The organism is Desulfocurvibacter africanus subsp. africanus DSM 2603, from assembly GCF_000422545.1.
GTDB classification, from domain to species: Bacteria; Desulfobacterota; Desulfovibrionia; order Desulfovibrionales; family Desulfovibrionaceae; genus Desulfocurvibacter; species Desulfocurvibacter africanus.
In genome coordinates, this window is sequence record NZ_AULZ01000002.1 from 169,894 (window position 1) to 196,148 (window position 26,255).

The window sequence follows — 26,255 nt, forward strand, 5'->3', positions numbered from 1 at the left end:
TCTCTGCCGCAATGCATGAAAAAGCCCCCGAAGCACAAGCTTCGGGGGCTTTTCGTAAGATCCGCGGCCATGCTGTTGCGCTATTTGCCGAGTTCAATGCTGCGTTTATAGCTGGCCTCCACGGCGTCGATGATCGCCGCGCGCACGGCCTGGCGGTCCATGTGGACCAGAGCCCGGATGGTCGTGCCCGCGGGCGAGGTGACCATCTCGCGCAGCACCGAAAGATGTTCGCCGCTCTCGGCGGCCAGCTTGCCAGAGCCGGTCAGCAGGCCGAGCACCATGTCCGTGGCCTGCGTTCTGGGCAGGCCCAGGTACACGGCCGATTCAACCAGAGCCTCCATGAAATAGAAAACATAGGCCGGACCCGAGCCGACCACGGCCGTGAATGCGTCGAACAATGTCTCGGGCAGGACATGCACCGCGCCCACGGCTGTGAACAGATCCTGCACCTGACGCTTCTGCGCCTCACTCAAGCGAGGATCGTCCAGGCATATCGCGCTCACGCCCGCGCCCACCAAGGCCGGCGTATTGGGCATGACGCGCACCACGGGACAAGCATTGCCGCTCCATTCGCGCAGCCGCGCTACGGGTATGCCGGCCGCGATGGACACCAGACACTTGGCTTCCGTGAGATGGCCGGACATGTCCTGCAGCACTGGACGCAGGTGCTGCGGTTTGACGGCGAGCACGACGTAGTCCGAGCGTTGAGCCACATCGTTGGGGGTCGCCAAAGGCTCGAGCCCGCAATCGCGCTTGAGTTCAGCGAGCTTGTCCCTGTTCAGATCCGTCCCGCAGAATTCAAGACTGCCACGCCCGGTCAGGCCACGGATGATGGCCGTGCCCATGTTGCCGGTGCCAACAAAGCCGATGACCGGGCTCATAGACTAGCCCACCAGTTCGAGATTGCTGAAGAAGTAGGCGATCTCGATGGCTGCGTTCTCCAGCGAGTCGGAGCCGTGCACCGAGTTACGCTCGATATTCTGGGCGTAGGCCTTGCGGATGGTGCCCTCGGCGGCATTCGCCGGGTTGGTCGCGCCCATGAGGTCGCGGTAGCGCTTAACGGCATTGTCGGCTTCGAGCACTGCCACCACGATGGGGCCGGAGCACATGAACCTGCACAGATCCTCGAAGAAGGGGCGCGCCTTGTGCACGGCGTAGAAGCCTCCGGCCTGCTGCTCGGACATCTGGAGCATCTTCATGCCCACGACCTTGAGCCCGGACTCCTGAACCATCTTGAGCACGGCGCCAGTCAGGTTGCGCTCCACGGCATCGGGCTTGATAATACAAAGGGTTCTTTCGGCCATTCTAGTTCCTCCAATTGGTGGGTGTAGTTGTGAACGCAGTATCAGATAAAGCTAAAAAGCGCATGATTATACAAGGAGCATCTTGTCGGAAGAGAAGGCCTCGCCTTTGAGGGCGTAGAAGCGAGCCAGCAGATCCTCGACGCGCAGGTTTCGCTTCTCCTCGCCGTCGATGTCGAGAATGATCTCGCCCTGGTGCATCATGACCAGCCGATTGCCCAGAGCCAGGGCCTGATTCATGTTATGCGTGACCATGAGCGTTGTCAGCCGTTCTTCGTCCACAACGCGCCGGGTCAGCTCTATGATCTGCTGACCTGTCTTGGGGTCCAGGGCCGCGGTGTGTTCGTCCAGCAGGAGCACGTCCGGCCGCTGCATGGTGGCCATGAGCAGGGTCAGGGCCTGGCGTTGGCCACCTGAGAGCAGGCCCACGAGATCCGTGAGCCGGTCTTCGAGGCCCAGGCCGATTTTGGCCAGCAGTTCGCGGAAGAATATCCGGTCGCGGGACTTGACCCCACGTCCCAGTCCGCGAGATTTCCCGCGCTTCGCGGCCAGGGCCAGGTTTTGCTCGATGGTGCCACTGGCGCAGGTGCCTTTGAGCGGATCCTGGAATACGCGGCCGATATGCGCGGCGCGCCGATGCTCGGGCCAGCCAGTCACGTCCTCTCCCGCCAGCAGAATGCGGCCCTCGTCGGGCAGGAAACCGCCGGCTGTGGCGGTGAGCAGAGTGGACTTACCCGCTCCGTTGGAGCCGATGAGCGTGATGAAGTCGCCGTGGTTCACGTGCAGGTTGACGCGCTTGAGCGCAAGGACTTCATTGACGCTGCCGCGATGGAAGTACTTGGTCACTCCTTCGAGCACGAGCATATGCGCGCTTCGGGCCGAGCCTTCCGCCTTCTTGGGTGCGACCATCAGCAGGCCCTCCTGCGCAGGCCGAAGCGGCTCTTGATCTGAGGGGCCGTAAGCGCGAGCACAACGAGCAGGGCGGTGATGAGATTCAGGTCGCTGGGGGCGAAGGAGAATCCGCCGATATCGAGTCCCAGGGCCAGTGCGATGGCCAGGCGGTAAACCACCGAGCCCAAGATTGCCGCCACGATAGCCCGTTTAACCCGTCCAGGCCCGACGCCCAGAAGCGTCTCGCCCACGATGACCGAAGCCAGTCCGGCCACGATGGTTCCCACGCCCATGTTCGCGTCCGCTGCACCCTGGTTCTGGGCCACAAGCCCGCCGCTGACGGCCACCATTGCGTTGGACAGGCCCACGCCGAAGATGATCATGGAGTGCGTGTTGACACCCAGCGCCGTGACCATCTGCGGGTTGTCACCCGTGGCCAGCATGGCCTGGCCGAGTTCGGTGGACAGGAACCACATGAGCAGCCCGGCCGCAGCCACGGCGATGGCCCCGAACAGGAGCCAGGAGGCCATGTGCGGAGGGATGCCCAGGGCGATGATTGGGTCGATGACCGTGTCTTGACCCAGCAAGGCCATGTTCGGCCGGCCGCCCATGATGCGGATGTTGATGGAATACAGGGCGATCATGGTCAGGATGGACGCCAACAGGTGCAGAATGCGCAGCTTGGTGTTCAGGATGCCCGTCACCGCGCCGGCCAGGAAGCCGGCTCCAGCGGCCAAGGCCAGGGCCAGAACCGGATGCAGGCCCGAGGTGATGGCTACCGAGGTCACGGCTGCGCCAAGGGGCAGGCTGCCGTCCACGGTCAGGTCCGGAAATTCGAGCACACGGAAGGTCAGATAGACCCCGAGCACCATGAGTCCGAAGACAAAGCCCTGTTCCAAAGCGCCGTAGAATGCGTACCAGGTCATGCTTTAAGTGGTGCGTCGGTAAAAAGAGGGCGCGGCCGAGCGCCGCGCCCTGAAAGTCCGACGTCTTGCTTGACGCCTACTCGATGATCTTGTCGGCGCGGGTCAGCACTGCCTGGGGCACGTTGACGCCCATGGCCTTTGCTGCGCCCATGTTCACGTACAATTCCAGCTCCTGCAAGTCTTCAACGGGCATGGTCGCGGGAGTGGCTCCGTCCACAAGAATCCGCTTGGCCATATGCGCGGTCTGCTTGCCCATGCGGTAGTAATCCACGGCCAGCGCCGCGACTGCGCCGCGCTTGACCGAGTCGTTATCAGCCGAGAACAGCGGCAGCTTATTCTGCTGGCAGACCTTGATGATGGCTTCGAGGGCTGTGATGACCGTGTTGTCGGTGCCGACGTAAATTGCATCGGCCTTGCCCACCAGGCTCTTGGCGGCCTGGGTAACGCCGGCGGAGTTGGCCACCGTGGCGGGCATGACGGTCCAGCCGAGCTTGGCCGCCTCTGCCTTGACCTGACCGAAGGTGGTCACGGAGTTGGCCTCGCCCGCGTTATAGATGATGCCAAGGCGCTTGGCGCCAGGCACGAATTCCTTGATCAGCGCCAGCTGACGATCCACGGGGCTGCGGTCGGTCATGCCAGTGATGTTTGCGCCCGGAGCTTGCAGGCTCTTGACCAGCCCAGCGCCTACCGGGTCGGTCACGGCGGTGATGAGAATGGGGATATTCTTGATCTTCTGGGCCGCGGCCTGGGCCGTGGGGGTGGCGATGGCCAGCACGACGTCGGGCTCCTCGCCGAGCATCTGGCTGGCGATCTGGTTGGCCGTGGCGATGTTGCCCTGGGCGCTGTGCACGTTGTACTTGGCCTCAAGGCCCAAGGTCTTGAATTCATCCATGAAGCCCTGGCGCACGGCATCCAGCGACGGGTGCTCGACGATCTGGGTCACGGACACGGTGTAGGTTTGCTTGGCCTGGTTTTGGGCCATGGCTGGAGCGGCCGACAGGAGGCCGAGGACCGGGAGGAGCGTCAGTGCGATGAAGCGTTTCATGCGCATTCTCCGCGTGCTAGGTTGGGGTGTGGCCAGCGGCAAAGGTCAGCAGGGCCGGCCCATGCCGGCTCAATGCCGGTAAATGCAAAGGTCAGCATTCATGCCTGCTTGCCGACAGGCAGTCAAGGCACGCCTTGCTATAGGCTGAAATGGCGGGCCTTTCAAGGCAGCGGCGTAATCTCGATGGGTTGCGACTCGGATGGCGGCAGATAAGGCGGTTCACCGATCGGCGTATGGGGCTGTTGGGCGGGTGGCGTTTTTGCCTGGATCTGCGGGTTCGCGTTGGGGGACACTAGCTGCTTGGCCTGCGGAAGCTTTGTTCCGGAGCGAGATTTGCCGGTGGCTGTCGCTGCCGTGGGCCGTACGGCAGGATGCAGCAGGCTGCTCAACGTTACTGCCTCCACCCGCGTGTCGCGCTGGGCGACCCAGGTGCGCAGCGCCTGCAGCGTCTCGGGATAGGGATGGCCGATGGCCACGGCCTTGCCGTGCTTGAGGGCCACGTTTTCGGCCTTGCGCAACTGCAAAAAAATGGCGTCCACGTCAGCCACGTTGTCCAGGAATACGTCGCGACGCAGCACCGGAGTTCCCGCCTTCTTGCCCACGGAAGTCCCGACGCTCTTGGCCGAGGTCATGCTGTCCAGATAGAAGAGCCCACGACTGCGCAACTCATCCATCACGACGCTCATGCCCCGTCTGTCCTCGGTGAAGCGTGAGCCCATGTGGTTATTAAGTCCCACGGCCATGGGAAAGTGCGCCAGATTCTCCATGATCACAGCGCGGATGGCTGCCTCGTTCATGGAAATGAACATGGCTCCCTTGCCGGGGTCATCCTCGGGGTAGCTGCGCGGCTCCATGGGCTGGTGCAGGAGCACTTCCATGTGGGCTTTGCGGGCCAGGGCGGCAATGCGTTGGCTGTTGCTGGCCGAAGGCCAGATGGCGAAGGCCACCGGTATGCCCAGCCTGGAAAGGTTGGAGGCGAATTCGACGCTCTCGCCCAGATCGTCGATGACGATGGCCAGCCGCGCCTTAGCACCGGGCAAGGCTGGTGGAGGGGGCGGGGGAGGCAGGTCGGTCGTAGGCGGGGCTTGCAGCAAAAGGCTGTGCGTCTGCTGGCCATATACTTCGATGCTCAGCCGGTCGTGATCCTCGCTCAGAGTCGCTTCAGGCGCGGCTTTGGCAAGCCAGGCGTTCAGTACGCCGAGGAAGCGCGCCCGCTCTCCATCCAGGCGAATGGCCAGGGTTTGCTGAAGGTATGATTCCCGGCCGGAGTACAGGGTGCGGACTTCCAGGATGCTCACGCTGGACAGGTCCTGACCCACCGCCTTGAGCGTTTCCAGGATGGCCAGATCGATCATGCGCGCGGCTTCGGCCGGCCCGTCGCGAGCCGGTTCTTCATACAGCCGGGCCTGAACGTTCCGGACGGCCATGCCGTCCGACTCTGACGCGGAACCTGGGCCCAGGGGAGAACCGGACGCGGGAGAGGCCAGCACCGGCTCGGATGCGAGCGGCCTGGGCGGAGCCGAGAGGATGGTCAGCGCCCAGGCCAAACCGGCCAGCAGGCCCAGACAGATGAGCGCGGCCAAACGGAAGCTGATGCGCACCGTGCGACCCTGGCGGGCTTCCCCGGAAGATGCCTCCCGGAGGTCCGGTTGCTCGCGCTCGTCCTGCCCGCCAGCCATGCGCCGTCCGCCGAGCCCTACTGGTGCTGGAGTTGCCTGATGGCAGGCAAACCCTTGACCAGTTCCACGGCCATCCTGAGTTGATTGTCGTTGGCCAGAAGCTCCACGGCCTTCTGCTCCGTCGTTTTCGGCGCCTTGGAGCCGTTGCCGTTCGCCAGATGCCGGGACAAGTCGCGCTCGCGGAGAGTAAAGCGATCCGGGGCGTCAGCCTTGTCCGTTATCGGCTGGAAGGGGATGATCAGGTCCGGAACGATACCCTCGGCCTGAATGGAGCGGCCCTTGGGCGTGTAGTAGAGTGCCGTGGTCAGCTTGATGCCCGAGCCGTCGGGCAGGGGGCCGATGACCGTCTGTACCGAGCCCTTGCCGAAACTTTGCTCGCCCACGATGAGCGCCCGGCGGTGGTCCTGCAGGGCGCCGGCCACAATCTCCGAGGCAGATGCCGAACCGGCGTTGATGAGCACGACCATGGGCACGGTGAGGTCCGAGGACTTGCTCGTGGCGCTGAAGTCGCGGCGGTCGGCCTTGTTCTTGCCCTGGATGTAGGTCACCAGGCCTTCCTTGATGAACAGATCGGACAGGCTCACGGCCTGGTCCAGCAGACCGCCCGGATTGTTGCGCAGATCCAGGACGATGCCCTTGATGGGACCGGTCTTGGATGCATCCTTGATGGCCTTGACCAGCTCGTTGGTGGTGTCCTCGTGGAAGCGGGTCACGCGCGCCAGGAGCACGCCGCCATCGAAGAGTTGTCCTTTGACGCTCAGCAGCGGTATGATGCCGCGGACAATGGTTACTCTTTCAGGGGCCTGGGACTCCGCGTGCAGGATGGTCAGCACCACTGGAGTACCTTCGGGGCCGCGGATGCGCTTGACCGCATCGATCATGGACATGTCCTGGGTGGACACGCCGTCGATTTCCAGGATGAGGTCGCCGGAGCGCAGCCCGGCTTTGTAGGCGGGCGTGTCCTCGATGGGCGAGACGACAATCAGGCGGCTGTTGTCCATGCCGATTTCCACGCCGATGCCCGGAAACTCGCCCATGGTGTTCTCGCGCATCTCCTTGAATTCCTCGGAGTCCATGTACGCGGAGTGCGGATCAAGCTGCTGGAGCATGCCCTTGATGGCGTCGTCGATGAGCTCCTTGCGGGATATGTCCAGCACATAGTGCTGCTCCACCAGGTCCAGGATCTGGCTGAAGCGTTTGAAGGGCATGTAATCGGATTGCTCCACGGCCATGGTGTCGCCGCAGAATATGGTAAGGCTCATGAGCAGAGCCAGACATGCGAAAAGACGTAAACCGCGCATGATTGCCTCCAAGGGCACGTTCTTCAGTGAATGCATGATGGGCATGTGATCAGTCGTTGGCGGGTTCCGCGGGCGGCCGTATGCCGAGACGCCTAGCGGCTTAGCCAGTCCTGGGGGTTAATGGGTTTTTGGCCGAAACGCAATTCGAAATAGAGCCCGTTGCCTTTGGCGAGGGGATAATAGCCGGCAGTGCCCAGGGCTTGTCCGCGCTCCACCTCCTGTCCCACCTTCACGCGGCTATTCGCAAGGTAGGCGTACAGGCTATAGTATTCCTGATCATGAAGTACGATAACCACATGGCCGAAGCCGCGCAAGCGGTCGTTATGCACCACCCTGCCCCAGGACACGGCGTTGATGTCGACTTCGTGCGGCACCGCCAGTCCTATGCCGCGGCTGGGTGAATCGGCTCGCGGGTCGAAGGCCTGCACCAGTTTGCCCTTGCAGGGCCAGGGCAAGTTGCCCTTGAAATCGCGTATGGGGGATTTGTCCAGGGTCTTGAGCGTGTAGTTGAGATCCTCGACCGTGGCCAGAATGCGCCGAAGCTCCTCCTGCTCGTCCACCTGCTCGGCGCGGACCTCCTGGATGGATTTGAGCAAGGTGAGCTTTTTGGTAAGCAGCTCGTCCTTGGCGCTGTTGAGACTCGCCATGCCTTCCTGCAGTTCGCGCGTAAGGGCGATCTCGGAAGCCAACGTGTCCTCGATGGCCCGGCTTTGATTCAGGATGTCGGCCATGACCTGTTCAGCGCGCTTGTAGATGGCCGCCAGCCAAGTGAAGTGCCTGTCGGCCTCTTGCCATTCCGTCAATCCCTGCCAATGGTCGCGCGCGCCGCTCATGTGGATGGGCCAGAGCACCTTGAGGATCTCGCGCAGCTCGGCTTCGGAGCGTTCCCTGCCGGCTTGCAAGGTCACCTGGCGCGCCAGCAGCAAACTCTTCTTGCGCTCCGTGCGCTCCATCTGACGTTCCTGACGATAGACATCCAGCTCCAGCGTGTTGACCCTGGTTTCCAGCTCGGCGAGATTGGAAAACAACTCGCGCTCGCGTTTGGTCAACTCGCGCACGGCCCCGCGTTTTTCACGGGCGCGGATCTGGATGCGCTCCAGCTCGCGGCGAATTTCTTCGGCCTTGCGCGACTCGGCCGCGGGAGCGTGAGTGGAAGCCAGCAGGCAGCTCAGGATCATTAAAAGCGCAAGCAAGAGCACGGGCCACGAACAAGGTCGGGCTGACCATGACCAGGCCGCGTGCAGCCTCGCTGATCCAAGCAACGCCGGAGCGCGCCAGGCTAATCCAGAAAGATCGCCAGGGGGCAGTCCCGACACCTAGGCTCCTTTTTGCGACACCATTCATGGCCCACGCGTACGAGCAGGGCATGGTACTCGTTGAACAGCGCCGCATCTTCAGGCAGCGCGTCGGTAAAGATTTCCTGCAATTCGTGGTAGCCGGCGTCCTCGAAAGCCAGGCCGTGGCGCAGGGCTATGCGCGCCGTGTAGGCGTCCACCACGAACATTGGCAGCCCCAGGGCGTAGAGCAGGATGCTGTCGGCCGTTTCCGGACCGATGCCGCGCACGGTCAGCAACCGCTCGCGCAGCTCACGGGCGTTGCGGCCCTGCAGCATGGGCAGCGCGGGATCGTGCAGATCGGCTTCGCCATGGCCGAACTCCTCGGCCTCGGCGCGCAGGAAGCGCAGCACGTTGGCCAGCCGGCCGGCCTTGATCCGGTAGTAGCCGGCAGGGCGTATGGCCTCGGCCAGCGCAGCCTCGGAGATGTCCAGCATGGCCGCCGGGGTCAGCAGATCGTGCGCGCGCAGGGTGGCCATGGCCTTTTCCACGTTAGCCCAGCTTGTGTTCTGGGTCAGCACCGCGCCCACGGCAACCTCGAAGGAGGTTTCGCCCGGCCACCACCCGCTGGGGCCAAGAGCCGCCAGCATGGCCTGGTACATGTCCATGAACCGGTTCGCGCGTGACATGGCAATTTGCCTTGAAGTTCAGTTGGCGGGCTTGGCGAAGCGCAGGCAGACCCACTCGCCACGGCTGCGCAACTCGGGCTCGGGCAGGTCCTGAGCCGTGTAGGCCCGGCGCACTGCCTCGGCCTGGGTATCCAGAATGCCCGAAAGGATCAGCCGGCCGCCAGGGGCCAGCAGGCCCGCAAGGTCGGAAGCCATGCGCTCCAGGGGACCGGAGAGAATATTGGCCACGACGATCTGGAAAGGGCCGCGCGCCGCGTCCACGGTGCCCACGGACAGTTCCAGCTTGTCGCAGTCGTTCAGGCTCACGTTCTCCTGCGCGCAGGTGATGGCCTGCGGGTCGATGTCCACGCCCAGGCCCGTGAGGCCGAGCGTGCACAGGGCGATGCCCAGGATGCCCGATCCCGTGCCCAGATCCAGGAAGCGTTGGTCCGCGCGGATATGGCCGGCATCGCCCAGCTCGGAGATGGCCTCCAGGCACAGGGCCGTGGTGGCATGATGGCCGGTGCCGAAGGCCATCTTGGGCTCGATGTAGATAGGAGTGCGGCCCTCGGGAGCCTTGTCGCGCATCCAGGGCGGCAGGACCAGGAACCGGCCGGCGTCCACGGGCGTGAAATATTGCCGCCAGGCCTCACTCCAATCGCGCTCCTCGACTTCCAGTGATTCGATGCGCGCCTCGGGCCACTGGAGCACAACTTGTTCGGCCGCGGCCATGGCCAGGGCGGGCTCCTCGAAAAAGACCCGGAAGCGCACGTTCCCGTCGATCTCGTCTTCTTCCCAACCCTGGGGAGTGGCCTGGGCCAGGAAGGCGCAGACCGCCTCGTACTCGGATGCGGGCAGGCTGAAGCTCAAACCGGGCAGCGTCCTCACTTGTACTCCTTGTCCTTTACGGGCGTTTGCGTGGCGCACTCCTCGGGCTTGCATATGGGATGCTTGCGCCGGAAGTCCTGCATGGCCTCTTGGCCCTTGGGATGTTCCATATCCAGTCTGCAGCCGGACGCGCAGCCGCAGTCGCACTTCTTCATAACGGTTCTCCGGTGGTGTTTTCAGCTCAAGGTCAAATAACTTGGTCCATGAACGAACCCCGGACATCCTCGGGGATTGGAAAAGCTGGCAGGCCGAGCTGTACCCATTCGAGCATGGTTTGCCCGGCCTGGGGTTGCACGGGCTTGGCTGCGGCGTTGTCCAGCATGCCCAGCAACTCCTGCAGCGGCGACTTGAGCACATCGGCCAGGGTCACGCCGGACAAGTGCTTCGGTCCTGAGCGCGGCAGCTTGTCCTTGGAACCGGAGCCCCACGGGGCTTGCCAGTCCAAGGGCAGCGGCGGCACTTCGCCGGTCGGCTCCACGGCGTAAGTCGGGGGAGTCGCGGGCAGGGCCAACGTCTCGGGCGGCGTGGCCATCTCGGCTGGCTGTTGTGCCAAGGGATCATCAACATGGTCCATGGCCTACCGTAGCCCGGCCCGGTCTGAGTATCAAGAGGCGGCTGTCGCGAATGTCGCGAGCACGGCATGTAACCGATTTGGATAGCACATGAGTCGATCGAGGTCGGGAATTTCCTCGATGGCTTATCAAAGACGAACAAGACGGCCCATATCGGTGGTATATGCTCCCTTGATAGGTCGGATTTCAGGGCCGGATCGGTCGTCGCCCCCACTTTAATACATCTGTTGGTAGGTAGCGCCGCACATGACCGATCCGGCCCGGTCGTTTAGTGCTTCAGGCCCAGCTTATTGTGCAGTTTGTCGCGTTGACGAAGGGATTTGCTCACGGTCTTCCAGCGTTTGTCGTCGTGTCCGGGGCTTCTCGCTTCCAGGCGCTCACGGCTGCTGGCCAGCTCCGCGCGCAGGCGCAGATAATGCTCAAGACGATCGGGGGCAATCTGTCCCTGTCCTACGGCCCGGACCACGGCGCAGCCCGGCTCGTCGCTATGGCTGCAATCCCTGAAACGGCACTTCAGAGCCAGGGCGGCGATGTCCGCGAACACGGCGTCCAGGCCGCCCTCGGCTTCCCACAATCCCAGTTCGCGCAGGCCGGGCGTATCCACGACGATGGCTCCCGAGGGCGCGACAAACAGCTCGCGGCGCGTGGTCACGTGGCGGCCCCTGGCATCATCCGCGCGAACCTCGCCCGTAGCCTGGTGTTCCTGACCGAGGATGCGGTTGACCAGAGAGGATTTGCCCGCGCCGGATGCGCCGAGGAGCACCACGGTCCTGCCGGGTTGCAGATATGGCCGTAGCGCGTCCAGGCCGTCTTCGGCGCGGGAGCTGGTCGCCAGGACATCGACGCCTAGCAGCCGTGCGCGCAGTTCGTCGGCGATCTCCTCGGCGTCCGGGGCCAGGTCAGCCTTGGTCAGGACCACGAGCGGCACGGCCCCGCCATCCCAAACCACGGCCAGGGTGCGCTCCACCCGGTTGGGACTGACCTTGGCGTCCAGGGCCGAAGCTACGATCACGAGGTCAATGTTGGCGCAGAGGGGCTGGGCGCGCTGGGCGCGTCCAGCGGCCTTGCGCATGAGCGAAGTGCGCCGGGGCAGGACATGCTCGATCATGGCCGAGCCACCCTCCACGCGCGCGGCGACCCAATCGCCCACCACGGGCAGGTCCTCGGCGTTAAGTGTCTGGTTGGAGAGGCGTCCGCTCAGCGTGGCGGAGACCGCAAGGTCGGGACCAAGCAGCGTCCAGCGGCCGCGGTCCACGGCGGCCACCCGCGCGGGGGCGAGCGTGGGATCGTTCAGGGAGAGGAAAAGGCTTTCAAAGACTTGGTTCCAGCCAAGGGAAATGAGGTCGTGCATTGCTTGCCTCCGGATGCCATCCGGTGTCGTCGTTCCGATGTCAGGCGCGACAAAACGCGCCGGTCCTGACGGGCCGGCATCCGGGAAGCGGCGAAGCCTTGATGAGGCGAGCCCGGCCTACTTGGCCAGGGCGGTTGCGCTCTGTCCGGACACCAGCGGGGTCGGATGCGCAATGACGGCAATCATCTACAATCCTCCAATTTTCCAAGTTCATATTCCGGTGGTTCGTGAAGGTCAATGGAAGGTCGGCAATGCCTCTTGACGATTCTTTCTTGTTTGGCTATTTAGCCAAATAAGAAATTTGGAGAATGAATGTCACATAAAAACGAACTTCGTTCCAAGGTATTCAAAGCCTTAGGCCACCGCAGCAGAATAATCCTGGTGGATGCCCTGCTTCAGGGCGAACGGTGCGTGTGCGAGTTGCGTGAACTCGTGGGGGCGGACATGTCCACGGTCTCCAAGCACCTCTCCGTGCTCAAGGACGCCGGCGTCGTGCAGGACGAGAAACGCGGCACCAATGTTTACTACTCGCTACGCATGGAGTGCGTGCGCGGCTTTCTGGGCTGCGTGGACCGTTTCCACGCAAAACAAGCCGAAGAGCAGGCCAGGGCGCTGGGTGTCGAGCCGACAATCCCTTCCATGCAGCGGTAATCTCGCGGCCTAAATTTTCCTACTTTGCCAAACAGGCACAGTGAAACGATGCAGGCATAGCCATCTGATTGCAACAGCTGAAAAGGAGATGCATATGATTATCAAGGTCCTGGGCCCCGGTTGCCCCAAGTGCAAGGAAACCGAGAAGATCGTCAGGGAGGCCGTTGCGGAGTCTGGCGTGGCCGCCGATGTCGAGAAGGTCAGCGACCTGCAGGAGATCATGAAGCACGGCGTGTTCAGCACGCCGGCGGTCATCGTGGACGGCAAGGTCAAGGCCATGGGCAAGGTGCCCTCCAAGAAGGACGTCATCGCCTGGATCAAAGGCTAGTAAGCCCCAGGAAAAGGAGAAGCAGCCATGAGTGACTGTTGTTCGCGTGCGAATGTGCCTTTGATCCTGGCCTGCGCCGGGGCGTCCAATGTGGGGCAGATGAGTAACCGTATCGCAGTGGAGCTGACCGAGTCCGAGTACGGCAAGCTGTTCTGCCTGGCTGGCATCGGCGGCGGCATCGAGAGCTTCGTCAAGTCGGCTAAGGCTGCCGAAGACATCATCGTGCTCGACGGCTGCCCCGTGGGCTGCGCCAGAAAGACTCTGGAGAACATCGGCGTCGCGCCGAAGAACGCCTTCGAGCTGACGGCCATGGGCATGCAGAAGAACAAGACTTTGCGTCTGGACGAGGCCGAGGTGCAGCGTCTCGTGCAGGAGGTCAAGATGGGCTTTGCCAGGAACAAGATGGCTGTTCGCGGCGCAGGGTGCAGTTGCTGTGGGTAGCGGGAGGTTCTCTTTTAAAAAGTACCTGGTGCCGGGGGGCACGCCGGTGCGAATGGCGCTCGGACTTGTCCTGCTGCTGGGGAGTCTGATCATGGCGAGCCATCCAGCCTTCGCCGAGGAAGTGCCGCAGGTGCCCGTGCCGGGCATGGTCACCATGGTGGATCTGGGCGCCAAGAGCTGCATTCCCTGCAAAATGATGGAGCCCATCCTGGCCGAGCTTGAGAAGGAGTACGAGGGCCGTGCGGCCATCGTGTTCATCGACGTCTACAAGCACCATGAGCAGGTAGAGCGTTTCGGTCTGCGCGCCATCCCAACGCAGATTTTCTTCGACAAGAGCGGCAACGAGGTGATGCGTCACACTGGCTTCATGGACAAGCAGAGCATTGAGGCCGAGCTTGCCAAGCTGGGCGTAAAATAGGAGACGGCGCGTGGACCAGTTCTTCCTGACCATCAACCAGTGGATGACCAGCGGCACGGGCCTGGCCCTGGCGGGCAGTTTTCTGTGGGGCATGGTCAGCGTGCTCTTCAGCCCCTGCCATTTGGCTTCCATCCCGCTCATCGTGGGCTATGTGGGCGGTCAGAACGAGCCCGTGCATGGTCGCCGCGCCGCACTCTATGCCGGTATCTTCTCGCTTGGACTGTTCATGACCATTGCCCTGGTCGGCATCCTCTGCGCCCTGCTAGGGCGCATGCTCGGCGATATCGGGCCGTGGTGGACCATCCTCGTGGGCGCTGTGCTCATCTGGGTGGCCCTGGACATGCTAGGCGTATCCAGCTGCTCCATGGCCGGTGGGATCATGGGCAAGCTGAAGGTCAAAGGCCTGACTGGCGCGCTGGTGCTCGGATTGGCCTACGGCGTGCTTTCGGGCTCGTGCACCTTCGGTTTCATTGCGCCCATTCTGGCCATCATCACCATCCAGCAGCAGCTCGCGACAGGCATCCTGCTCATCGTCCTGTTCGGCATCGGCCACTGCATCCCCATTGTGGTGGCCGGAAGCTCCACCGCGCTCGTGCGAAGGCTGCTTGAAAGCAACTCCATGGCGCGCGGCGGCCTGTGGTTCAAGCGCGCGGCCGGCACGCTCATCGCTTTGCTGGGCGTCTACTTCATCGTACTGCCGTTCCTGGACAAGGCAATCTTCTAGCGCATGGCCGCATGCTCCGCGCCAGGATATTCCGCATGCCACTCGTACTGAGGGAATAAGCCTTGGTGCCGCATCGTCCAGAAGGACCTGACAGCCTATGGGCAGGATTCGTAGCAGCATCCGATCAGTCCATCTCTCTTGCGTATCAACTTAATGAGGTTCCGTTATGTTTTGGAAAGACCAATGGAAGCCCCTTGTGGTCATGGTCGGAGTATTTCTTGCCATCTTCTACCTCCCCGTGGGCTGGGCGCGCTTCGATAACGCGATCATGGAGGCCCTGCATCTGGCCAAGTGGTACGCCCAGGAACACGTGCTGCTGTGCCTGATCCCAGCCTTCCTCATCGCCGGGGCCATCGGCGTGTTCGTCAGCCAGGCCTCGGTCATGAAATACCTGGGACCCAAGGCCAACAAGATCTGTGCCTATGGCGTGGCTTCCTGCTCCGGGACCATCCTGGCCGTGTGCTCGTGCACCATCCTGCCGCTCTTCGCCGGCATCTACCGCATGGGCGCGGGGCTTGGCCCCGCCACGGCCTTTCTTTATTCGGGACCGGCCATCAACGTGCTGGCGATCATCCTTACGGCAAAGGTGCTCGGGCCGGAACTCGGCATTGCGCGCGCCATTGGAGCCATCGTCTTCAGCGTGGTCATCGGCCTGGCCATGCACTTCATCTACCGCCGCGAAGAAGCGGAAAAGGCCGAGATGGCCAGCCTTGAAGCTGAAGTAGCGCGTCCGCTGTGGCAGAACGCGATCTACTTCGCGGCCATGGTCGGCGTGCTGGTCTTTGCCAACTGGGGTCGTCCGGAAGAGTCCACGGGGTTATGGCATGCCATATATTCCTCCAAGTGGCTTATCACCGGCCTGTTCGCAGCGCTGCTGGGCTTCACCCTGGCCAAGTGGTTCCGCCTGGGCTGGGGGCGTGTACTGGTCATGGCCCTGCCGGTGCTGGCCCTGGCTCTGCTCTTTCCCTCCATGCCGCAGCTAGCCTTCGTGGCCGGCGTCATTGCCCTGTCCGCCGTAACCAGCGTGCGCGAGGACGAAACAGGCGAGTGGTTCCGCGCAAGCTGGACCTTCGCCAAGCAGATCATGCCGCTGCTGCTCTTTGGCGTGCTCGTAGCCGGCCTGCTGCTCGGCCGCCCCGGAAGCGAAGGGCTGATTCCCTCCGAGTGGGTCAGCCGGGCTGTCGGCGGCAACTCGCTGGCTGCCAACTTCATGGCCTCCTTTGCCGGTGCGTTCATGTACTTCGCCACCTTGACCGAGGTGCCCATCCTGCAGGGCCTCATCGGCAGCGGCATGGGCAAGGGTCCGGCCCTGGCGCTACTGCTGGCGGGCCCGGCCTTGAGCCTGCCCAACATGCTGGTCATCAGAAGCGTCATGGGAACCCAGAAGACGGTCGTTTTCGTGAGCCTTGTCATTGTAATGGCCACGCTGAGTGGCGTTATCTATGGGCATTTCTTCGGATAGGGGTTAGAGGCATTTTTCGGCTTACCTGGCTCGGCTTGTCCACGAATTCATGGACAAGCCGAGCCATGCCCCAAAGGAGAACCAGGTGAAAAGAAGTTATATGTATCTTGGCGTGGTTATCGCCGCGGTCGTCGTGGCCCTGGTGCTGAGCAACAGGCCTCGCGTGGACGAGGAGAGCGTGCTGCAGGAGCCTGCTCCTGCAGCGCAATCCGGCTCGAACACTCTGTCCGGGGCAGCTTCTCCCGCAACGTTGCCTGTACTCGGCATGGTGACCATGGTGGATCTCGGCGCCAAGAGCTGCATTCCCTGCAAGATGATGGAGCCGATCCTGGCCGAACTTGAGAAGGAGTACGAGGGCCGAGCGGCGATTGCCTTCGTCGATGTCAGCATCCACCGTAATCAAGCTGACCGCTTCGGCATCCGTGCCATTCCCACGCAGATCTTCTTCGACGCCAAGGGGCGGGAGATCATGCGTCATGAGGGTTTCATGGACAAGGGAAGCATCACGGCAGTGCTCAAGGAACTTGGCGTAAGCTAACTTGCCCGGCCTATGGCCGTCATGCAAACAGGAGCCACGATGAGACGCGCAGCCGCGATTCTCTTTTCCCTGGCCGGGACCGCATTCTGCATCCTTGCTGCTTTAGGCCTGGCCGACGCGGTCTGCGCCACGGAAGGCTGCGCGCTGTTCAAGGGCGCAGCGATTTTAGGGCTGGATCTGTACTGGATAGGCGCGGCCTTTTTCTTCGGCATGTCTCTGCTCCTCCTGCTTCAAAGGCGGCGCAGGGAGTTATCGGCATCCGTCATGCTGCTGCTCGCGGCCGGGCTTGTCGTGGATGCGTTCCTGTTGGCCGTGCAGGCGGTCACGGCGCCATGCCTGAGTTGCCTTGTCGTCGCTGCTTTGCTCGGAATCACTGTGCTCATGCTGCTGCCCGGATCGACCCTGCTGGCCAGGACGGCTGTTGTGTGGGTCGTGATCTTCGCGGCGGCCCTTGCCGGCGTCGCGCGTGATCAACTTACTCCGGTACCGGCCTTCGGCAATCCGACGGCAGCCGTTAAGGTTTTCTTCTCACCCAGTTGCTTCGTATGCCAGATGGAGTTGCAGGAGCTTGCCGGCAAGTCGGATTTGCATAAAGACTTGGCTCTTTATCCCGTCGCCAACGAATCCGGCGACCTGGAGGCCATTCACCGCTTCCGCCGGGTGGTTGCCGAGTCAGGCTCGCTGCCCATGGCCGTGGATGCCCTGTTTTCCGCAGGGGAGGGCCTGTCCTTGGGCGAGTCCCTGCAGTTGCAGGCCGTATCCTTTCGAAACAAAGTCTTCCTGGCCAGGGCTGGCGCTCGCAGCATACCCTATGTCTTGACCTCCTCGCCCGCGCTTCTGCAGTCGGCATCGGCACGGCAAGCTCCTACTCCCGCCGTGGCAAGCGATATCGGCGCGGCCCCCGGCCTTGCACCGGCCGACGAAGGCTGCGGCTATGCGCGGGAAAGCTCCTGCGCCGACGAGGCCGCGCGCAATGCGCAGCTGTATAGCCGCAATTCACGCCAGAGCAGCCCGCAGTAAAAGCCGCACATCATTTTGCCGGCAGCGCAAGCCCCAGACTCGTCTGACCAGCATAGGGAATAGGCGGCGAAAGGGCCCGAGCTGGCTGGGCTTCGAGTGACGGCCGATGTGATGCTTGCATTGTTGCGCAAACATGATAACGTTAGGTCATGAATTGTTGCTCACTACACCCAGCTTGTCTCGCCGCGTTATCCAAACATCTGCAGCCAGAGCTGTTCAAGAGCCTGTGCGATCCGAGTCGGTTGGCCGTGCTCACTCGTCTGGCCTGCGCGCCTGGACCGCTCACTGTTTCCGAGGTCGCCTCGTGCTGCGGCGCGCACATCTCCGGAGCCTCGCGGCACCTGAAGATGTTGCGTGAGGCCGGGCTGGTGCAAGCCGAGAAACGCGGTCGCGAGGTGGTTTACCGTCCATGCTTCAATGAGTTCATCAAGACTCTGCGCGGGCTGGCCGATGCGCTGGAAGATTGCTGCGCCTCGGGGGAGTGCTGCGTCACCGAGAATACCGAGCAACAAGGAGACGAACATGAGCGAACGTGATGTACGCAAGGACGTATCCCGCGCCTACGCGGACGCCTTGCGCAGATCGAAGGCAGGCACTGGCGGCGGATGCTGCGGCGGGTCCGGCTGCTGCGGCTCGGCGGGAAGCTTCGGCACCCTGGCCGTCGCCGCGGGTTATGGAGAGGAGCGCGAAGCCTATCGGGACGCCGCCGCAAGCTCCTTTGGCTGCGGCAATCCCTTGGCTTTCAGCGGCGTGCAGCCCGGCCAGACCGTGCTGGACCTGGGATCTGGTGCGGGTTTCGACCTGCTCGTGGCCTCGGACAAGGTCGGACCGCACGGCAAAGTCATCGGCATCGACATGACCGATGATATGCTCGCCACGGCTCGCGAGAACGCCAAACGAGCGGGCAAGGCGAACATCGACCTGCGCAAGGGCTATATCGAGGCGCTGCCCGTCGAGTCCGGCACAGTGGACTGGGTCATCTCGAACTGCGTCATCAACCTTTCGCCGGACAAGCCGGCCGTGTTCCGCGAGATCGCCCGCGTGCTCAAGCCCGGAGGCCGCTTCAGCATCTCGGACATCGTGGCCCAGGACCTGCCGGAATGGTTGCGCGAGAGCGCGCGGGCCTATGCCGCCTGCGTGGCCGGAGCCATCTCCGAGCAGAAGTACCTGCGCGGGCTGGGGGCGGCCGGGCTGTCCGGCGTGGAAGTCGCGGAACGGCTGGTGTACTCGGCCGAGCAGATGCGGGCGCTGGTGGGAGATGGGCTGAGCGATCTCATCCTGCCGGCCGGGGCGGCCATCTCCTTCGAGGAGCTTGAAGGCAAGATCTGGAGCGCCAAGTTCATCGGCGGGAAAACATAGGCTGCAAGTGTGGGCCATGCGAACGGCCTACGTTTACTCGGGCGGACAGGAACCATCTTGCCCGCCCGTTTTAATTAGAGCATTTTGCTTTTGAAAATGCTCTGCAAGCCATGCGTCGGCATGGCTTGCCGCCGCGTAGGCGTTGGCGCAATTCACTTGTGCCGTCAACGCCGGAACGGGCGTCTTAAAAGCAATCTGCTCTAGATGAGATGCGTTTCGTTAGTCTTGACGGCGACTCCGACCTATTGATATCCGTTTATCCGGATATGAAAATAAACTGTGAGAGTCTTTCCGGGCTATTCAAAGCCCTCTCCGAGGAGGTCAGGCTGCGCATGCTGGCCCTGTTGGCGTTCTCCGACAAAGGCGAACTGTGCGTGTGCGACATCATGTCCGCTCTGGACATTCCCCAGTCCACGGCCTCGCGGCACCTGGCGCACCTGCGCGGGGCCGATCTGGTCAAGGGCCGCCGCAAGGGGGCCTGGACCTACTACCGGCTTGTGCAGGATGGAGAGGGGCCTTGGAAGTGGCTGGAGCAGGCACTGAACGACCTGCGTCGCGAATGTCCGCAGGTCGAGCAGGACCTGGAGGCGCTCAAGCGCTATCTGGCGACCAAGCAGGAATCCTGCTGACCCTGACCGCAAGCCGCCATATCGGCGCATAAGGAGGTTGCACCATGGCCGAGACCGTGATCAAGCGCCTGTCCTTTCTGGACCGCTACCTGACCCTGTGGATATTCCTGGCCATGTTCATCGGCGTCATGGCCGGCTACCTGGCCCCGGGCGTGCAGGACGTCATCAACTACTTCCAGGTGGGCACCACGAACATCCCCATCGCCATCGGCCTCATCCTCATGATGTACCCGCCGCTGGCCAAGGTGCGCTACGAGGAACTGCATCGCGTCTTCCGGGATGCGAAGGTGCTGACCCTGTCTCTCGTGCAGAACTGGATCGTGGGGCCGATCCTCATGTTCCTGCTGGCCATCGCCTTTCTATCGGGCCATCACGAATACATGGTCGGGCTCATCCTCATCGGTCTGGCCCGCTGCATCGCCATGGTCATCGTCTGGAACGACCTGGCCGAGGGCGACTGCGAGTACTGCGCGGGACTTGTGGCCTTCAACTCCATCTTCCAAGTGCTCCTCTTCTCGGTCTACGCCTACGTGTTCATCACCGTCCTGCCCGGCTGGTTCGGCCTGGAGGGCGCGGCCGTGGACATCTCCATGGGCCAGATCGCCCAGAGCGTGTTCATCTACTTGGGCATACCCTTCATCGCCGGCATGCTCTCGCGCTACATAGGCTTGAAGACCAAGGGCCGCGACTGGTACGAGCAGAAATTCGTGCCGGCCATCAGCCCCTTTACGCTCATTTTTCTTCTGTTCACCATCCTGGTCATGTTCTCGCTCAAGGGCGAGTACATCGTGCAACTGCCGCTGGACGTCATCCGCATCGCCATCCCGCTGTGCGTCTACTTCCTGGTCATGTTCCTGGTCTCCTTCTTCATGTCCATGAAGGTCGGAGCGACCTACGAGCAGGCCACCACGCTCTCCTTCACCGCAGCCTCCAACAACTTCGAGTTGGCCATCGCCGTGGCCATCGCGGTCTTCGGCATCAATTCGGGCGTGGCCTTCGCCGCGGTTATCGGGCCGCTCGTGGAAGTGCCCGTGCTCATCGGCCTGGTCAACGTGGCCCTGTACTTCAAGCGCAAATACTTCCCCTACGCAGTGCAGAGGATCGGCGGCGTGTGCCACGTGACCTGCAAGCCGGACCCGAGGAGGTAGCCATATGCTCAAAGTGCTCTTTCTCTGCACGGGCAACTCCTGCCGCAGCCAGATGGCCGAAGGCTGGGTCCGCGCCCTGAAGTCCGATACCATCGAGGCTTGGTCCGCCGGCATAGAGAAGCACGGTATGAACCCGCTGGCCGTGAAGGTCATGGCCGAGGCGGGCGTGGACATCTCGGGACAGTATTCCAAGACTGTGGACGAGTTGCCCAGGCGCGAGTTCGACTACGTGATCACCCTCTGCGGCCACGCCAGCGAAAATTGCCCATATTTCCCGGGCAAGGCCAAACGCCTGCACGCAGGCTTCGACGATCCGCCGCAGCTGGCCAAGGATGCCAAGAGTGAAGAAGAGGCCCTGGTCCACTACCGCCGCGTACGCGACGAGATCAGAGCCTTTGTCGAGGCCATGCCGGGAAACCTCCCGGCGGAGTAGCCTGTTCCGGCGCTGACCAGCGTTTTCTCGCGGTGGGCTTGAATCGTGAGGATTCATTTCCACGCCTCAACGCGATGCTTGGACCTTTGGAGCATTGCCGGTGCATACAGAGCAAAGGGTTGGATCCGGCGTTTCCGCGTCAGGGGAAAACCGCTTCTGCTTCCGCCCAGGACCTGATAAGCACGCTCCAGCAAGGCTGGAGATAATCCAACGTGAAGAACTTTTCCCTGACCCTTAATATCCGTACGAAGATATTACTGGGCTACATAGTCTGTCTGCTCATCATGAGCGCCATTGGCTTAGTATCTTTGTACTATCTTCTTCTCGTGGGCGAAAAAATCAGACTTCTGGAGACGGCCGACGACTTCACCAATGCCGTCCTGGAAGCCCGCCGCTACGAGAAGAACTACCTTCTGTACGGATCACAGGAAGACTACGAAGAGAGCAGGGCTTGGCTTGCGCGGGGGTTCTCCATGCTCGACAATCAGGAACCCTTGCGTTTCACGCGCCAAAGCCCGGACATGCTCAGCCCGTTGCGCGACGATCTCGTGCGCTACGGGCAGATCATGGAAGCCATCCGAGTGCAGCGCACCGCCCGTGCCGAGGACGACTTGCGTGATGTCGGCAAGGACCTCGTGGACAAGGCGCTGCATGCCGCCAACGTGCAGCGGGTGGAGATTCTGCGCATCACGGACAAGCTCAAGGTTTCGCTGTGGGTCGGCCTTTCGGCCGTTGCCCTCTTCGGCTCCATTCTGCTCGTGTTCGTGAACCGCAAGTTCATCAGACCCCTGTCGCTCATCGAGCACGCCACCGAGCGCATCGCCCAGGGCCGCTTCGTACCGCTGCCGCTGCCGCCCGGGCGCGACGAGATCCGCCAAGTCATGGCGGCCCTGAACCACATGGCCACGGAACTCCTCAAGCGTCAGGGACAGCTCGTGCAGGCCCAAAAGCTCTCCTCCATAGGCACGCTCTCCTCGGGCATCGCCCACCAGCTCAACAACCCCTTGAACAACATCTCGACCTCCAGCCAGATCCTCAAGGAGGAGCTTGGCGGCGAGGCTCCGGAGTTCCAGCGCAGAATGCTCGCCAACATCGAGCAGGAAACCTTCCGGGCCAGGGACATCGTGCGCGGTCTGCTCGAATTTTCACGGCACAAGGACTTCAATCCGGCGTCCAATCGGGTCAAAGACATCGTGGAGCGCTCCATGCTGCTTATCAAGAGCCAGGCTCCGGCCGGCGTGACCCTGGAAACGGACATCCCCGAAGACCTTGTGGCATTCTGCGATAAGAACGGCATGCAGGAGGTCTTCATCAACCTCCTGCTCAACGCGGTGCAAGCCATCGACCAGCCGCCGGGCAAGGTGCGCGTGACGGCCAAGGACGTGCCGGGCCGCAACGAGGTGCGTATCGCCGTGTCCGACACGGGCAGGGGCATGTCCGAGGCTGTCAAAAGTCAGGTCTTCGACCCCTTCTTCTCCACCAAGGAGGTCGAGGTCGGCACGGGTCTGGGCCTGTTCATCGTCTACGGACTCGTGCTCAAGAACCGCGGGAGCATCTCGGTGGAGAGCTCCGTTGGCCAGGGCGCGACCTTTTTCATCACCTTGCCCAAAAGCGCGCCTGCCGAGCGCGCCGAGGTCGCCAGATGATCGAGGCGCGCATCCTGCTTGTCGAGGACGAGGAAATAGCCAGGTCCAACTACGAGTATGTCCTGGCCAAGGAAGGCCATGACGTGACCGGCGTCGGTGACGGACAATCTGCGCTCGCCGCCCTTGAGCGCAGCACTTTTGATCTGGTCGTCACGGACTTGCGCCTGCCCGACATGGATGGTCTGGATGTCCTCCAGAAAGCCAAGGAGCGCTTGCCCGAGGCCGAGGTTCTGCTCATCACGGCCTATGGCACGGTGCCCATGGCCGTTGAGGCCATGCGCCTGGGCGCATACCATTTCCTGCAGAAGCCCATCGGGCTCGACGAGCTCCGCGTCACGGTGAAAAAAGCTCTGGAGAAGGTTCGGCTGCGTCAGGAGGTCAACCTGCTGCGCGAGCAGATCGCGGCCTCGGCCGGAACCGCGCTCGTGGGGAACAGCCCGCTCACGCGTGCTCTGCGCCAAGCCATCGCCCAGTTCGCGGCCGTGGACTCCAACGTGCTCATTCTGGGCGAGACCGGCACGGGCAAGGAGCTGGTGGCCAAGCTCATCCACGTGCAGAGCCCCAGACGCGACAAGCGCTTTCTGGCCGTCAACTGCGCGGCCTTCAGCGAACAGCTCCTGGAAAGCGAGCTGTTCGGCCATGAGGCCGGGGCCTTCACCGGGGCGCGGAACATGAAGCCGGGGTTGTTCGAAGTGGCCGAGGGCGGGACGTTCTTTCTGGACGAGATTGGCGACATGCCCCTGCCCATGCAGGCCAAGCTCCTGCGGGTCCTTGAGGACAGGACGCTCATCCGGGTCGGAGGCACGCGGGAGATACCCGTGGACGTGCGCATCGTGGCGGCCACGAACAAGGACCTCAAGAGCGAGGTGGAGCAGGGCGCTTTCCGCCGCGACCTGTTCTACCGGCTCAACGTGATCACCCTGAATATCCCGACCCTGGCCGAGCGTCGCGAGGACATCCCTGTCCTGGCCGAGTTCTTCGTCGGCAAGTACGCCCGGCTCATGGGCAAGAACGTGGAGGGCATATCGGATGCGGCCATGGGCCTGCTCAAGGGCTATTCGTATCCGGGCAATGTCCGTGAGCTCGAGAACATCGTCGAGCGCTCGGTGGCCATGTGCAACGGCTCGCTCATTCAGCCCGCCCACCTGCCCGACGATGTGCGCGGCCTCGGCGTCCGCCTGACCCGCGCCACGGGCGACGAGCCCATGACCCTGCTCGACAACGAGAAGCGGCACATCCTGGCCGTGCTCGAATCCGTAGGCTGGAACAGGACCCGTGCAGCCGAGGTCCTCGGCATCGACCGCGCCTCTTTGTGGCGCAAGATCAAGCGCTACGGCCTCGGTTCCGGCACGGATTCCTGAGCCTATCGCTGCAAGGCTTCCTCTATCGCATCGATCGCGGTCTCGGCAAAGACGACCCGCACCGCCTGCCTGACATCCTCATCCAAAACCCGCCATTCGATTTCGTTGGGCTTGGGCAGAACCACGGTCACGACTCCGGCGCGCTGGGCGGCCAGGAGCTTCTCGCGCAGTCCGCCCACGGGAAGGAGCCGTCCGCTCAGGGTCATCTCGCCGGTCATGGCCACGTCGCTGCGCGCGGGCCGGTCCAACAGTAGCGAGACGAGCGCCACGGCGATGGTCACACCCGCCGAGGGGCCGTCCTTGGGGATGGCCCCGGCCGGGATGTGCACGTGGATGTCGCACTCCTTGAAAAAGTTCGGAGCGATGCCGAGTTCGCCGGCGCGGCTGCGGATATAGCTGAGGGCCGTCTGGGCCGACTCCTTGAGTACCTCGCCCAGGGAGCCTGTGAGCATGAGTCCGCCGCCGCCGGCCATGCGCGCGGTCTCGATGAACAGAATCTGGCCCCCGTACTCCGAGTAGACCAGACCCGTGGCCACGCCCACTGCGTCGGCCCTGGCCGCTGCCTCGGGCCTGAAACGCGGGGGGCCAAGCAGGGCGGTGACCTCGGCTGCGTCGAGACTGGACGGCAGGCGGAGCTTCCCGGCAAGCACTTGGCGGTCGACCTTTCGGCACAGGGAGCCGATCTCGCGGTCCAGGTTGCGCAGGCCGGCCTCGCGCGTGTAGCCGTCGATTACCGTGTCCAGGGCCGCGTCCGTGAAGCTCAGGTCCTTGGTTCTCAGCCCTGCGCCGTGCATCTGGCGCGGGGCTATATAGTCCCTGGCGATGCGCCGTTTCTCCAGTGGCGTGTAGCTCTGGAAGGGTATGGCCTCCATGCGGTCGTACAGGGGGCGCGGCAGCTCCTCGACGACATTGGCCGTGGTGATGAACATGACCCCGGACAGGTCGAAGGGCATGTCCAGGTAGTAGTCCAGAAATCGCCGGTTCTGTTCCGGGTCCAGGACTTCCAGGAGCACCGAAGCCGGATCACCGCGGAAATCCTTGCCTATCTTGTCCACCTCGTCGAGCATGAACACTGGGTTGTTCACCTCGGCCCGCTTGAGCTCGGCCAGGATGCGGCCGGGCATGGCTCCGACATAGGTGCGCCTGTGGCCGCGCAGTTCGGCTTCGTCGCGCAGACCTGCCATGGACAGGCGAATGAACTTGCGGCCCAGGGCAGCGGCCACGCCCCGGCCGATGGACGTCTTGCCCGTGCCCGGAGGGCCCGAGAAGCACAGGATCGGCCCGCGCGCCACTCGGCTCTTGGCCTTGGCGTCGAGAATGTCGCGGCTCACGGAACGGAGCACGTCGAGATTGAGAGGCTTGGGCAGGTAGTGGGCCGCGCCTTTCTTCAGGGCGTTCACGGCCGTGTCCACGGTGGCGAAACCCGTGACGAGGATGAGTTCGGTCTGCGGGCTGGCCGCCTTGAGACGCTCCAGGAGTTCCAGGCCGTCCATCTGGTTCATCTTGAGGTCGGTGATGACCAGGTCGCATTCGGTCCGGGCCAGGACTTCCATAGCCTGCCGTCCGTTCTCCGCCGTCAGGACTTCGTAGCCGTCCTTGCCGAGTACGTAAGCCATGTTGTCCAGGGCTATGCGCTCGTCGTCGACCACGAGCACCCGCCTGGGTCTGCTGCTGACCATGATGCTGGCGGCCAAGTGTTCCAGGACCCGTTCCTTGACCCTGGACAGGCCGAAGTGATCCTCATTGAGGACCCGCTCGGCCCTGGACAAATCCAGGTTGTCCGGGGTGGCCGCATTCCACGGCAGAGCGAGCACGAACTGGACCCAGTTATAGCCGACGCTGTACTCGGCCACGCTTGGATCGGTCTTGTCCAGCCGTTCGAGTTCCTTGGTCACGGCTTGGCGGGCATGCTCCGGAAGGCGCGCCTCGGCTATGGCCTTCCTGAGTTCCGCCAGCGGCTCAGGCTTTTCCTCGACCGGTCTCTGCGCCGTCTCCTCCATGCGCCTGAAGAAGGGCATGTCCGACCTCTCTTTGGGTTGGCGATTCTGCTCCACCGCTACAAGTTCGATCCTTTGATGTCCATGCGTTGCATTCTGCAATCCAGGTGTTGCGCATTGCAACGTAGGCCAAAGGCCCTTGTTTTAGCCAACTTTCCGTAGCGCATACTGCCAGACGTTCGCTTCTGCAACACTCTCGCCGGA

At 62.9% G+C, this 26,255-nt stretch carries 29 protein-coding genes; 15 read left to right on the plus strand and 14 right to left on the minus strand.

Annotated features, from left to right (window positions below):
• Nucleotides 1-80: 80 nt before the first annotated feature.
• The 13 genes from proC to rsgA form a co-directional block, all read right to left on the minus strand.
• The gene (proC, locus tag H585_RS0102975) at nucleotides 81-881 is read right to left on the minus strand and encodes a pyrroline-5-carboxylate reductase (RefSeq protein ID WP_027366712.1); all 801 of its coding nucleotides are present in this window, start codon (nucleotides 879-881) and stop codon (nucleotides 81-83) included.
• A 3-nt stretch (nucleotides 882-884) separates the two neighbouring features.
• A complete protein-coding gene (ndk, locus tag H585_RS0102980) occupies nucleotides 885-1,304 on the minus strand; it encodes a nucleoside-diphosphate kinase (protein WP_005987599.1) in 420 nt (139 codons plus the stop codon).
• A gap of 66 nt (nucleotides 1,305-1,370) precedes the next feature.
• The gene (locus H585_RS0102985; protein WP_027366713.1) at nucleotides 1,371-2,165 is read right to left on the minus strand and encodes an ATP-binding cassette domain-containing protein; all 795 of its coding nucleotides are present in this window, start codon (nucleotides 2,163-2,165) and stop codon (nucleotides 1,371-1,373) included.
• 44 nt (nucleotides 2,166-2,209) lie between these two features.
• Nucleotides 2,210-3,118: an ABC transporter permease gene (locus H585_RS0102990; RefSeq protein ID WP_027366714.1), complete on the minus strand. Its 909-nt coding sequence runs from the start codon at nucleotides 3,116-3,118 to the stop codon at nucleotides 2,210-2,212.
• 76 nt (nucleotides 3,119-3,194) lie between these two features.
• Nucleotides 3,195-4,163, minus strand: coding sequence for an ABC transporter substrate-binding protein (locus H585_RS0102995; protein WP_027366715.1), 969 nt, complete (start codon nucleotides 4,161-4,163; stop codon nucleotides 3,195-3,197).
• A 161-nt stretch (nucleotides 4,164-4,324) separates the two neighbouring features.
• Nucleotides 4,325-5,842, minus strand: a complete 1,518-nt coding sequence (locus H585_RS0103000) for a divergent polysaccharide deacetylase family protein (RefSeq protein WP_027366716.1) — start codon at nucleotides 5,840-5,842, stop codon at nucleotides 4,325-4,327.
• Between the two features lie 17 nt (nucleotides 5,843-5,859).
• Nucleotides 5,860-7,143 carry a S41 family peptidase gene (locus H585_RS0103005; protein ID WP_027366717.1) on the minus strand — a complete coding sequence of 428 codons (1,284 nt, stop codon included), beginning with the start codon at nucleotides 7,141-7,143 and terminating at the stop codon, nucleotides 5,860-5,862.
• Between the two features lie 92 nt (nucleotides 7,144-7,235).
• Nucleotides 7,236-8,321 carry a murein hydrolase activator EnvC family protein gene (locus H585_RS0103010; RefSeq protein ID WP_081678581.1) on the minus strand — a complete coding sequence of 362 codons (1,086 nt, stop codon included), beginning with the start codon at nucleotides 8,319-8,321 and terminating at the stop codon, nucleotides 7,236-7,238.
• A gap of 101 nt (nucleotides 8,322-8,422) precedes the next feature.
• Nucleotides 8,423-9,106, minus strand: a complete 684-nt coding sequence (locus H585_RS0103015; RefSeq protein ID WP_027366719.1) for an endonuclease III domain-containing protein — start codon at nucleotides 9,104-9,106, stop codon at nucleotides 8,423-8,425.
• An 18-nt stretch (nucleotides 9,107-9,124) separates the two neighbouring features.
• Nucleotides 9,125-9,973: a 50S ribosomal protein L11 methyltransferase gene (locus H585_RS0103020; RefSeq protein WP_027366720.1), complete on the minus strand. Its 849-nt coding sequence runs from the start codon at nucleotides 9,971-9,973 to the stop codon at nucleotides 9,125-9,127.
• The gene (locus H585_RS23445; protein ID WP_169432896.1) at nucleotides 9,970-10,128 is read right to left on the minus strand and encodes a hypothetical protein; all 159 of its coding nucleotides are present in this window, start codon (nucleotides 10,126-10,128) and stop codon (nucleotides 9,970-9,972) included. Before H585_RS23445 ends, H585_RS0103020 begins: the two co-directional genes overlap by 4 nt.
• A 32-nt stretch (nucleotides 10,129-10,160) precedes the next feature.
• A complete protein-coding gene (locus H585_RS0103030) occupies nucleotides 10,161-10,547 on the minus strand; it encodes a hypothetical protein (protein WP_014260223.1) in 387 nt (128 codons plus the stop codon).
• A gap of 266 nt (nucleotides 10,548-10,813) precedes the next feature.
• Entirely contained in the window at nucleotides 10,814-11,896 is a 1,083-nt protein-coding gene (rsgA, locus tag H585_RS0103035) for a ribosome small subunit-dependent GTPase A (protein WP_027366721.1), read from the minus strand.
• Nucleotides 11,897-12,208: 312 nt separating this feature from the next.
• Here rsgA and H585_RS0103040 point away from each other — a divergent pair, with 312 nt between their 5' ends.
• From H585_RS0103040 to H585_RS0103110, 15 genes are all read left to right on the plus strand, one after another.
• On the plus strand, nucleotides 12,209-12,547 hold the full coding sequence (locus H585_RS0103040; protein WP_014260225.1) for an ArsR/SmtB family transcription factor: 339 nt from the start codon (nucleotides 12,209-12,211) through the stop codon (nucleotides 12,545-12,547).
• Nucleotides 12,548-12,641: 94 nt separating this feature from the next.
• The gene (locus H585_RS0103045) at nucleotides 12,642-12,875 is read left to right on the plus strand and encodes a thioredoxin family protein (RefSeq protein WP_027366722.1); all 234 of its coding nucleotides are present in this window, start codon (nucleotides 12,642-12,644) and stop codon (nucleotides 12,873-12,875) included.
• Between the two features lie 27 nt (nucleotides 12,876-12,902).
• Nucleotides 12,903-13,316, plus strand: a complete 414-nt coding sequence (locus H585_RS20740) for a putative zinc-binding protein (RefSeq protein ID WP_034627032.1) — start codon at nucleotides 12,903-12,905, stop codon at nucleotides 13,314-13,316.
• Nucleotides 13,317-13,368: 52 nt separating this feature from the next.
• Nucleotides 13,369-13,734, plus strand: a complete 366-nt coding sequence (locus H585_RS0103055; protein ID WP_034627035.1) for a thioredoxin family protein — start codon at nucleotides 13,369-13,371, stop codon at nucleotides 13,732-13,734.
• Nucleotides 13,735-13,744: 10 nt separating this feature from the next.
• Nucleotides 13,745-14,458, plus strand: coding sequence for a cytochrome c biogenesis CcdA family protein (locus H585_RS0103060; protein ID WP_027366724.1), 714 nt, complete (start codon nucleotides 13,745-13,747; stop codon nucleotides 14,456-14,458).
• A 166-nt stretch (nucleotides 14,459-14,624) separates the two neighbouring features.
• On the plus strand, nucleotides 14,625-15,920 hold the full coding sequence (locus H585_RS0103065; protein ID WP_027366725.1) for a permease: 1,296 nt from the start codon (nucleotides 14,625-14,627) through the stop codon (nucleotides 15,918-15,920).
• A gap of 85 nt (nucleotides 15,921-16,005) precedes the next feature.
• Complete coding sequence (locus H585_RS0103070; protein ID WP_027366726.1) at nucleotides 16,006-16,458, plus strand: thioredoxin family protein; 453 nt, start codon at nucleotides 16,006-16,008, stop codon at nucleotides 16,456-16,458.
• 39 nt (nucleotides 16,459-16,497) lie between these two features.
• The gene (locus H585_RS0103075; RefSeq protein WP_027366727.1) at nucleotides 16,498-17,478 is read left to right on the plus strand and encodes a hypothetical protein; all 981 of its coding nucleotides are present in this window, start codon (nucleotides 16,498-16,500) and stop codon (nucleotides 17,476-17,478) included.
• 149 nt (nucleotides 17,479-17,627) lie between these two features.
• A complete protein-coding gene (locus H585_RS22340) occupies nucleotides 17,628-18,014 on the plus strand; it encodes an ArsR/SmtB family transcription factor (protein WP_081678582.1) in 387 nt (128 codons plus the stop codon).
• A complete protein-coding gene (arsM, locus tag H585_RS0103085; protein WP_027366729.1) occupies nucleotides 18,001-18,837 on the plus strand; it encodes an arsenite methyltransferase in 837 nt (278 codons plus the stop codon). Before H585_RS22340 ends, arsM begins: the two co-directional genes overlap by 14 nt.
• 266 nt (nucleotides 18,838-19,103) lie before the next feature.
• Entirely contained in the window at nucleotides 19,104-19,466 is a 363-nt protein-coding gene (locus H585_RS0103090) for an ArsR/SmtB family transcription factor (protein ID WP_027366730.1), read from the plus strand.
• A 44-nt stretch (nucleotides 19,467-19,510) separates the two neighbouring features.
• Entirely contained in the window at nucleotides 19,511-20,614 is a 1,104-nt protein-coding gene (gene arsB, locus H585_RS0103095) for an ACR3 family arsenite efflux transporter (RefSeq protein ID WP_027366731.1), read from the plus strand.
• 4 nt (nucleotides 20,615-20,618) lie between these two features.
• Entirely contained in the window at nucleotides 20,619-21,047 is a 429-nt protein-coding gene (locus H585_RS0103100) for an arsenate reductase ArsC (RefSeq protein WP_027366732.1), read from the plus strand.
• Between the two features lie 212 nt (nucleotides 21,048-21,259).
• Complete coding sequence (locus H585_RS0103105; RefSeq protein WP_027366733.1) at nucleotides 21,260-22,693, plus strand: sensor histidine kinase; 1,434 nt, start codon at nucleotides 21,260-21,262, stop codon at nucleotides 22,691-22,693.
• On the plus strand, nucleotides 22,690-24,054 hold the full coding sequence (locus tag H585_RS0103110; RefSeq protein ID WP_014260239.1) for a sigma-54-dependent transcriptional regulator: 1,365 nt from the start codon (nucleotides 22,690-22,692) through the stop codon (nucleotides 24,052-24,054). Before H585_RS0103105 ends, H585_RS0103110 begins: the two co-directional genes overlap by 4 nt.
• A 2-nt stretch (nucleotides 24,055-24,056) precedes the next feature.
• On the opposite strand, the gene H585_RS0103115 is transcribed toward H585_RS0103110, so the two are convergent.
• A complete protein-coding gene (locus tag H585_RS0103115) occupies nucleotides 24,057-26,072 on the minus strand; it encodes a S16 family serine protease (RefSeq protein ID WP_027366734.1) in 2,016 nt (671 codons plus the stop codon).
• Nucleotides 26,073-26,255 lie beyond the last annotated feature (183 nt).

What these genes read in the sequence shown, in the direction of transcription:
- proC (WP_027366712.1), bottom strand. Translation starts at nt 881, where the DNA reads ATGAGCCCGGTCATCGGCTTTGTTGGCACCGGCAACATGGGCACGGCC.
- H585_RS0103030 (WP_014260223.1), bottom strand. Translation starts at nt 10,547, where the DNA reads ATGGACCATGTTGATGATCCCTTGGCACAACAGCCAGCCGAGATGGCC.
- H585_RS0102995 (WP_027366715.1), bottom strand. Translation starts at nt 4,163, where the DNA reads ATGAAACGCTTCATCGCACTGACGCTCCTCCCGGTCCTCGGCCTCCTG.
- H585_RS0103015 (WP_027366719.1), bottom strand. Translation starts at nt 9,106, where the DNA reads ATGTCACGCGCGAACCGGTTCATGGACATGTACCAGGCCATGCTGGCG.
- H585_RS23445 (WP_169432896.1), bottom strand. Translation starts at nt 10,128, where the DNA reads ATGAAGAAGTGCGACTGCGGCTGCGCGTCCGGCTGCAGACTGGATATG.
- H585_RS20740 (WP_034627032.1), top strand. Translation starts at nt 12,903, where the DNA reads ATGAGTGACTGTTGTTCGCGTGCGAATGTGCCTTTGATCCTGGCCTGC.
- arsM (WP_027366729.1), top strand. Translation starts at nt 18,001, where the DNA reads ATGAGCGAACGTGATGTACGCAAGGACGTATCCCGCGCCTACGCGGAC.
- H585_RS22340 (WP_081678582.1), top strand. Translation starts at nt 17,628, where the DNA reads ATGAATTGTTGCTCACTACACCCAGCTTGTCTCGCCGCGTTATCCAAA.
- H585_RS0103090 (WP_027366730.1), top strand. Translation starts at nt 19,104, where the DNA reads ATGAAAATAAACTGTGAGAGTCTTTCCGGGCTATTCAAAGCCCTCTCC.
- H585_RS0103000 (WP_027366716.1), bottom strand. Translation starts at nt 5,842, where the DNA reads ATGGCTGGCGGGCAGGACGAGCGCGAGCAACCGGACCTCCGGGAGGCA.
- arsB (WP_027366731.1), top strand. Translation starts at nt 19,511, where the DNA reads ATGGCCGAGACCGTGATCAAGCGCCTGTCCTTTCTGGACCGCTACCTG.
- H585_RS0103065 (WP_027366725.1), top strand. Translation starts at nt 14,625, where the DNA reads ATGTTTTGGAAAGACCAATGGAAGCCCCTTGTGGTCATGGTCGGAGTA.
- H585_RS0103110 (WP_014260239.1), top strand. Translation starts at nt 22,690, where the DNA reads ATGATCGAGGCGCGCATCCTGCTTGTCGAGGACGAGGAAATAGCCAGG.
- H585_RS0103040 (WP_014260225.1), top strand. Translation starts at nt 12,209, where the DNA reads ATGTCACATAAAAACGAACTTCGTTCCAAGGTATTCAAAGCCTTAGGC.
- H585_RS0103055 (WP_034627035.1), top strand. Translation starts at nt 13,369, where the DNA reads ATGGCGCTCGGACTTGTCCTGCTGCTGGGGAGTCTGATCATGGCGAGC.
- H585_RS0103100 (WP_027366732.1), top strand. Translation starts at nt 20,619, where the DNA reads ATGCTCAAAGTGCTCTTTCTCTGCACGGGCAACTCCTGCCGCAGCCAG.
- H585_RS0102990 (WP_027366714.1), bottom strand. Translation starts at nt 3,118, where the DNA reads ATGACCTGGTACGCATTCTACGGCGCTTTGGAACAGGGCTTTGTCTTC.
- H585_RS0103005 (WP_027366717.1), bottom strand. Translation starts at nt 7,143, where the DNA reads ATGCGCGGTTTACGTCTTTTCGCATGTCTGGCTCTGCTCATGAGCCTT.
- H585_RS0103045 (WP_027366722.1), top strand. Translation starts at nt 12,642, where the DNA reads ATGATTATCAAGGTCCTGGGCCCCGGTTGCCCCAAGTGCAAGGAAACC.
- H585_RS0103010 (WP_081678581.1), bottom strand. Translation starts at nt 8,321, where the DNA reads ATGATCCTGAGCTGCCTGCTGGCTTCCACTCACGCTCCCGCGGCCGAG.
- H585_RS0102985 (WP_027366713.1), bottom strand. Translation starts at nt 2,165, where the DNA reads ATGCTCGTGCTCGAAGGAGTGACCAAGTACTTCCATCGCGGCAGCGTC.
- ndk (WP_005987599.1), bottom strand. Translation starts at nt 1,304, where the DNA reads ATGGCCGAAAGAACCCTTTGTATTATCAAGCCCGATGCCGTGGAGCGC.
- H585_RS0103115 (WP_027366734.1), bottom strand. Translation starts at nt 26,072, where the DNA reads ATGCCCTTCTTCAGGCGCATGGAGGAGACGGCGCAGAGACCGGTCGAG.
- H585_RS0103075 (WP_027366727.1), top strand. Translation starts at nt 16,498, where the DNA reads ATGAGACGCGCAGCCGCGATTCTCTTTTCCCTGGCCGGGACCGCATTC.
- rsgA (WP_027366721.1), bottom strand. Translation starts at nt 11,896, where the DNA reads ATGCACGACCTCATTTCCCTTGGCTGGAACCAAGTCTTTGAAAGCCTT.